Below are 4,161 nucleotides of genomic sequence, written 5' to 3'. Positions count from 1 at the left end.
CCAGCCAGGCGAAGGGCCGCCATCACCCACCGCTCGTAGCCGCCGGTCGCCTCAAGCAAAACCTTCTGCACGTCGTAACCGCTCAGCTTCTCGATCAGATGAGCATAACCTGTTGAGTTATTGGGGACATTGAAGCTGATGTCTTGGGGGCGAAGCCAAACGGCGAGGGAAGATTTGGTGACGTCGATACCGAGCCAGGAAATCATGGGGAACACCTCTTGACTCAAGGATGAGAGCACTCTGGTGATGCCCATGCTTGTGATGTTCGAGGTCGGCTCGTTCAACTGTTCGGGCTTGTAGCCAGTGCGGAGAGGTGAATGGCGGTTCTGCTCCTACACGTGCTTATCAACACTGCTGCCGAACAACCAGCCATTCACCGCTCTCACCTCAGATTCTATTCCCTTCTATAGACACAAGCTCCCGAAGGCTGCGTCCGGCTGCAACGCGGTGTGCCTGAAGAAATGCGGCGCTTGTGGCCGCAGCTACGGAAGGGCATCTGTTGAGGCGTCGCGGAGATGGTGGCTAATGGCCGCCTGTCAGTTCTGTCAGTTGTTGGGCAATTGGCATGTAGATAGCTTCGCGCTCACACCCTCTTTAACAGGACACTGACTGCCATGTTCATCAATGATCTCCCCCTTTGCAGGACTGCCAAGCACAAATTGGCACTAGCCGGCGCTTTCGCCGTATTTCTGACCGCCTGTTCGCTTCCCCAGGGCGTTGATGAGATAGCACCCGTCGAACCGCCAGCCGTGGTAGTGGCCACCCTCAATCAACTTTATGCAAGTAACGATAGGGATTGCCATGAGTTAAGGTCTGGCAAGGAACGCGGCTTGTATTATTGCAGCGGTCTGGTGATAAGGGGGGTGGAGGACGGGGATTTCCTCCCCTGGACCTTCGCGCCTCACCACATTGCGCAAGGAGGCGTGTCATTCTCCTGGATTCGCCATGACGTCCCGTATATATGGGACTTTCCGGGCGCAGCCCCGTTCCATGCGGCTGGCTACATCATGCGCAATCCTGTGTACGCCTATCGGCATGGGTTACCTTCGTTGAACGAAGGCTTCGCCTGTATATTCCCGTTGGATGCGGCCACTGGGGGCAATGCCAATCACCGCGGATGTGGCTTCAGGCAGCCGGTTGAAGATGAATTTGTGCAACCTGATGTGGGCGGGCTCAATGCCAGGCACGCCTGGGGACAGTGCGAAGCCGTTGGCATCAACAGCTTTGGACAGTGGGTTGGCCACTTCGAGAGCTTTCCCATTCGCGAGAGGCAAGGCAAGCAGTGTTCATGGAACGTCGATAGCTGGAGCGGCTGGCTGAATGCAGTCGAGGCCTTCAAGCGATACCCGCTGGGACAAGATCTAATTGGGAACTACTACCGACATAATGAGCTGATTCTGGCGGTGAATGACGACGGTCGTTGGATGAAGCCAAACCTGGCGGCTTTCTTCTACTCCGAAATGCCGGATGGCCAGACAATGGGGCTGGCAGATGCGCAAGTGTTCCAGAAAAAATTATACGACGAAGGCTTCAATGTTCCGGTTGTCAGGCTCTTCAGGGGTATACGTCAGCAGGTCTTCAGTTACCACGTGGAAGACCAGGTCGTGCCACAACCCTGAGGCGGGGGCACGACCTGGCCATCGCAGCTGCAGCGGGCCTACACCTGCCCGGCGCGGCGGGCGCTGGTGCGCGACAGGGCGGCCCAGTCCAGGTGGCCTTCGCCGTGGGCCAGCGCTTCGATGTGGCTGTCGCGCAGGGTGCTGGCCAGGGGCAACGGCACGTTGACCTTTTCCGCCGCGTCCATGGCCAGGCGCACGTCCTTGAGCCCCAGCGCCAGCTTGAAGCCCGCAGGCTCGAAGCGTTCTTCGGCGATGGCACTGCCGTAGCCTTTGTACACCGGCGCGTTGAACAGGGTAGAGGTGACCAGGTCGAGCACGCTGCCTTTGTCCACGCCATAGCCCTGGGCCAGGGCCACGGCTTCACCCATGGTGCCGATGGCGCTGGCGATCATGAAGTTCACCGACAGTTTCACCGCGTTGGCCTGCTCGGGCCGGTCGCCGAAGTGCCAGGTTTTCTGCCCCAGTACGTCGAACAACGGCTGCACGGTGGCCAGCGCCTGCGCATCGCCGGCGGCCAGGATCTGCAGTTGCCCGGCCTCCGCCACGTTCACCCGGCCCAGTACCGGCGCCGCCAGGTAGCCGACGCCGCGCGCCTGGTGCAACGCCAGCAGCTGGTTGGCCAGGGCCACCGAGATGGTCGCCATGTTGATGTGGATGGCGCCGGGCTTGAGGGAGTTCAGTGCCTGGCCGTCGATCAGGGTGGCGTGGGTGGCGGCGTCATCGGCCAGCATGGAAATCAGCACGTCGGCGCCTTCGGCGGCTTCGCGCGGGGTGCTGGCGGCCTGGGCGCCCAGGGCGGCAAGCCGGGCCACCGGTTCCGGCGAACGGTTCCAGCCGCGCACCGGGTAACCGGCCTTCAGCAGATTCGCGGCCATGGGCAGGCCCATGGTGCCCAGCCCCAGAAAAGCGATGTTCATGGCAATGCTCCCGGTCAAAAACCCAAGCATCGCACGAGGGCGAAAAACCGCGCTACCGGGTTGCGGTCAATCGTGCAGCAGGCTGGTGCTGTAGCTGTTGAAGCTGCTGCCCAAACCGCTGCCGCCGCCCAGGTTGAGGGTGTTGTGGGTGTGCCCATCGTACGACTGGCAACCATCGGAATAGCAGGTGTCGGTTTCCAGGCTCGACACCCCGGAGCAGGCGCCCAGCAACAGCGCGCCGGCAATGACCAGCAGTGTGCAGACGGTGGATTTCATGTTCGATTCCTTTGACAGTGCACCCAGGGAAGCAACCTCCCAATGCTAGGCGCTGGCGATGAAGAACGGATGAAAATCCGCCGCCCGGACAGCGTTCGTTCAGCCAGCGAGCAACGAATTAAACTTGCCGACAGGCAGCATCAAGCGTGGCTTGGCGCAGCCGACATCAGTCTCATTACAAGACCGATTTTCCACCCCCTGCGAGCCCCCTTGATGACCAGCCTTTCTGCGGATGACCGCGCCCAGGTATTGCAGGACGCAACCGTACAATTCTGGCGACATATCATTGCCATTGTCTGGATCGCCTTCGGTATCCACATCGTGCTGTTCGCGCTGTTCGTGGCCCTGCGCATCCCGGCGCTGTGGGCCGCCAACGCGGTGAGCGTGCTGATGTACGTGGGCTGCCTGTTCGCCATTCGCCACCAGCGCTACCACCTGGCCGGGCTATTGTTCAGCGTGGAGATCATTGCCCACGCCATCATCGCCACCTCCATGCTGGGCTGGGACAGCAACTTCCACTTCTACCTGTTCTGCCCGATTCCGATCATCGCTTTCTGCTTCCAGACCGCGCCCTGGCGGCGCCTGGGCCTGAGCCTGGCGATTGCGGTGGTGGCGGTGGGCGGCTATGCGCTGCGGCACCTGATCACGGTGGCGCCGGGTATCAGCGATGAGCTGATCGACGTGTTCGGGATTATCAACGCCCTGACGGCCACGGCGTTGCTGATGTACGCCACGGCCTTGTCGGTGCGCTTCACCCTGTCGATGCAGCTGCACCTGTTCCACACCGCCCACCGCGACAGCCTCACCAGCCTGTACACCCGTCGCCGGGTGCTGCAGCGGCTGCGGCAGATGGGCCCGGCGCGCCAGGAACAGCCCACGGCCATCGTGCTGCTGGACGTGGACCACTTCAAGCTGTTCAACGACCAGCACGGCCATGACCTGGGCGACCTGGTGCTGCAACGGGTGGCCGACAGCATTGCCGGCTGCGTGCGCGCGACCGACATTGCCGCGCGCTGGGGCGGCGAGGAGTTCCTGGTGCTGATGCCCAACACCGCGCTGGCCGAAGCCCAGCAGGTGGCGGACCGGATGTTGGCGCACATACGTGCGCAGGCGGGCTTGATAGAGGGCAGGGCGCTGGTGGTGACGGCCACGCTGGCGGTGACGGTGATTGCCCCGGACGAGGCGTTTCGCGATGCGCTGAACCGCGCGGACCAGCTGTTGTACCAGGGCAAGCAGGCGGGGCGGGACCGGGTGATGTTGGCGTCGTGAGAGGGACGCGGGCGGGGGGCCCGGGGAGGGGGGGGGGCGCGGGCCCCCGGCCGGGGGGGGGCCGGGCCCAGGAACGCGGG

At 62.6% G+C, this 4,161-nt stretch carries 4 protein-coding genes and 1 pseudogene; 2 read left to right on the top strand and 3 right to left on the bottom strand.

Annotation, left to right across the window (positions count from 1 at the left end):
• Window positions 1–206: pseudogene (locus AC0Z2B_RS17855) on the bottom strand (IS110 family transposase); the annotation flags it as partial.
• 408 nt (window positions 207–614) lie between these two features.
• Between AC0Z2B_RS17855 and AC0Z2B_RS17850 the strand changes: the two are divergent.
• A complete protein-coding gene (locus tag AC0Z2B_RS17850) occupies window positions 615–1,619 on the top strand; it encodes a hypothetical protein (RefSeq protein ID WP_476298408.1) in 1,005 nt (334 codons plus the stop codon).
• Window positions 1,620–1,657: 38 nt separating this feature from the next.
• On the opposite strand, the gene AC0Z2B_RS17845 is transcribed toward AC0Z2B_RS17850, so the two are convergent.
• Together AC0Z2B_RS17845 and AC0Z2B_RS17840 are read right to left on the bottom strand one after the other, a co-directional pair.
• Window positions 1,658–2,536, bottom strand: a complete 879-nt coding sequence (locus AC0Z2B_RS17845) for an NAD(P)-dependent oxidoreductase (protein WP_476298406.1) — start codon at window positions 2,534–2,536, stop codon at window positions 1,658–1,660.
• Window positions 2,537–2,602: 66 nt separating this feature from the next.
• Complete coding sequence (locus tag AC0Z2B_RS17840) at window positions 2,603–2,812, bottom strand: hypothetical protein (RefSeq protein ID WP_476298405.1); 210 nt, start codon at window positions 2,810–2,812, stop codon at window positions 2,603–2,605.
• A 213-nt stretch (window positions 2,813–3,025) separates the two neighbouring features.
• Here AC0Z2B_RS17840 and AC0Z2B_RS17835 point away from each other — a divergent pair, with 213 nt between their 5' ends.
• Window positions 3,026–4,081 carry a diguanylate cyclase gene (locus AC0Z2B_RS17835; protein WP_476298403.1) on the top strand — a complete coding sequence of 352 codons (1,056 nt, stop codon included), beginning with the start codon at window positions 3,026–3,028 and terminating at the stop codon, window positions 4,079–4,081.
• Window positions 4,082–4,161 lie beyond the last annotated feature (80 nt).

This window comes from Pseudomonas sp. GYB4201 (assembly GCF_056312595.1).
Note: the sequence above shows the minus strand (reverse complement) of the source record. Positions and strands in the feature narration are given on the sequence as shown.

Coding starts and splice junctions, on each gene's coding strand:
- AC0Z2B_RS17850 (WP_476298408.1), top strand. CDS start 615: ATGTTCATCAATGATCTCCCCCTTTGCAGGACTGCCAAGCACAAATTG.
- AC0Z2B_RS17845 (WP_476298406.1), bottom strand. CDS start 2,536: ATGAACATCGCTTTTCTGGGGCTGGGCACCATGGGCCTGCCCATGGCC.
- AC0Z2B_RS17840 (WP_476298405.1), bottom strand. CDS start 2,812: ATGAAATCCACCGTCTGCACACTGCTGGTCATTGCCGGCGCGCTGTTG.
- AC0Z2B_RS17835 (WP_476298403.1), top strand. CDS start 3,026: ATGACCAGCCTTTCTGCGGATGACCGCGCCCAGGTATTGCAGGACGCA.